Source organism: Alkaliphilus flagellatus (assembly GCF_018919215.1).
Classification (GTDB): domain Bacteria; phylum Bacillota; class Clostridia; order Peptostreptococcales; family Natronincolaceae; genus Alkaliphilus_B; species Alkaliphilus_B flagellatus.
On the sequence record NZ_JAHLQK010000012.1, the window covers coordinates 1 to 2,972 of the forward strand.

Here is a 2,972-nt window from a genome sequence, read left to right on the forward strand (position 1 = left end):
ATAATTCCCTCAAAACTATACAATGTTAGAATATATTGGTCAAGCCCTCGACCTATTAGTACCTATCAGCTAAGTACATTGCTGCACTTACACCCTAGGCCTATCAACCAAGTAGTCTTCTTGGGGTCTTACCTCCTTACGGAGTGGGAAATCTTATCTTGAGGGGGGCTTCGTGCTTAGATGCCTTCAGCACTTATCCCTTCCGCACTTAGCTACCCAGCGATGCTCTTGGCAGAACAACTGGTACACCAGAGGTGCGTCCATCCCGGTCCTCTCGTACTAAGGACAGCTCCTCTCAAATTTCCTGCGCCCGCGACGGATAGGGACCGAACTGTCTCACGACGTTCTGAACCCAGCTCGCGTACCACTTTAATGGGCGAACAGCCCAACCCTTGGGACCTACTACAGCCCCAGGATGTGATGAGCCGACATCGAGGTGCCAAACCTCCCCGTCGATGTGGACTCTTGGGGGAGATAAGCCTGTTATCCCCGGGGTAGCTTTTATCCGTTGAGCGATGGCCCTTCCACTCGGAACCACCGGATCACTAAGCCCGACTTTCGTCCTTGCTCGACCTGTATGTCTCGCAATCAAGCTCCCTTTTGCCTTTACACTCTACGCACGATTTCCGACCGTGCTGAGGGAACCTTTGGGCGCCTCCGTTACTTTTTGGGAGGCGACCGCCCCAGTCAAACTGCCCACCTGACAGTGTCCCAAGACTGGATTCACAGTCTATGGTTAGAACTTCAGTACTACAAGAGTGGTATCCCAACGATGACTCCACTGAGACTGGCGTCCCAGCTTCTAAGTCTCCCACCTATGCTGTACATGTAGCACCGAAATCCAATGTCAAGTTGCAGTAAAGCTCCACGGGGTCTTTCCGTCCTGTCGCGGGTAACCAGCATCTTCACTGGTATTACAATTTCACCGGGTCTATTGTTGAGACAGCGCCCAAATCGTTACGCCTTTCGTGCGGGTCGGAACTTACCCGACAAGGAATTTCGCTACCTTAGGACCGTTATAGTTACGGCCGCCGTTTACTGGGGCTTAAGTTCATTGCGTCGCTTACGCTAACAATTCCCCTTAACCTTCCAGCACCGGGCAGGCGTCAGCCCCTATACGTCGTCTTTCGACTTAGCAGAGACCTATGTTTATGGTAAACAGTCGCTTGGGCCTATTCTCTGCGGCCGGTTGAGGCTTACAGAGTAAATCTTTAACCAAAACCGGCTCCCCTTATCCCGAAGTTACGGGGTCATTTTGCCGAGTTCCTTAACAATAGTTCTCCCGATCGTCTTAGGATTCTCTCCTCACCTACCTGTGTCGGTTTGCGGTACGGGCACCTAGAAATCTCGATAGAAGCTTTTCTCGACAGTGTGGAATCAGCCAGTTCGCTACTTAAATTTCGCTCCCCATCACTTCTCAGGATTAAGTTAAAAGGGATTTGCCTCTTTTAACTCCCTACCAGCTTAGACGCACACAACCAACGGTGCGCTGAGCCTATCCTACTGTGTCACTCCATCTCTCAAACGATTTTAGGTGGTACAGGAATTTCAACCTGTTGTCCATCGCCTACGCCTTTCGGCCTGGGCTTAGGTCCCGACTAACCCTGAGCGGACGAGCCTTCCTCAGGAAACCTTAGGTTTTCGACGGGCAGGATTCTCACCTGCCTCTCGTTACTCATGCCAACATTCTCACTTCTATACAGTCCACTGCTCCTTCCGGTACAGCTTCAACCTATATAGAACGCTCGCCTACCATCCTTACGGATCCATAGCTTCGGTGATACGTTTGAGCCCCGGACATTTTCGGCGCAGAATCACTCGACCAGTGAGCTATTACGCACTCTTTGAATGAATGGCTGCTTCTAAGCCAACATCCTGGTTGTCTATGCAACTCCACATCCTTTTCCACTTAACGTATACTTTGGGACCTTAGCTGATGGTCTGGGCTCTTTCCCTCTTGACTACGGATCTTATCACTCGTAGTCTGACTCCCGAGTAAAAGATAACGGCATTCGGAGTTTGATAGGTTTTGGTAACCGGTGAAGGCCCCTAGACCATTCAGTGCTCTACCTCCGTATCTCTTAACCTCGAGGCTAGCCCTAAAGCTATTTCGGCGAGAACCAGCTATCTCCGGGCTCGATTGGAATTTCACCGCTACCCACAGTTCATCCGGTGACTTTTCAACGTCAATCGGTTCGGACCTCCACGAAATTTTACTTCCGCTTCATCCTGACCATGGGTAGGTCGCCCGGTTTCGGGTCTACGGCATGAAACTAGACGCCCTATTAAGACTCGGTTTCCCTACGGCTTCGCACCATAGGTGCTTAACCTTGCTCCATACCGTAACTCGTTGGCCCGTTCTACAAAAAGTACGCGGTCACACATAAAAAGTGCTCCCACAGTTTGTAAGCAGAAGGTTTCAGGTTCTATTTCACTCCCCTTCCGGGGTTCTTTTCACCTTTCCCTCACGGTACTATGCGCTATCGGTCACCAGGTAGTATTTAGCCTTGGGGGGTGGTCCCCCCTGCTTCCCACAAGGTTTCACGTGCCTCGTGGTACTCTGGATCACGGTCTAGAATATCATCGTTTCATGTACAGGACTATTACCTTCTATGGTGAGTCTTTCCAAACCTCTTCTATTACGATGAGTCCTCATATATGACCGGTCCACAACCCCGATAGAGAAAACCCTATCGGTTTGGGCTTATCCCCTTTCGCTCGCCGCTACTTAGGGAATCGATTTTTCTTTCTCTTCCTCAGGGTACTTAGATGTTTCAGTTCCCCTGGTATGTCTTCTATTACCTATTGATTGAGTAATAGATACTTAGGTATTAACCTAAGTAGGTTTCCCCATTCGGAAATCCCCGGATCAAAGATTGCTTGCATCTCCCCGAGGCTTATCGCAGCTTACCACGTCCTTCATCGACTCCTGGTGCCAAGGCATCCGCCTTCTGCCCTTATTAGCTTGACCA

At 50.3% G+C, this 2,972-nt stretch carries 1 rRNA gene; it reads right to left on the minus strand.

What is annotated here, in order from left to right:
- Window positions 1–35: 35 nt before the first annotated feature.
- Window positions 36–2,971, minus strand: a 23S ribosomal RNA gene (locus tag KQI88_RS17695).
- Between the last annotated feature and the right edge of the window lies 1 nt (window position 2,972).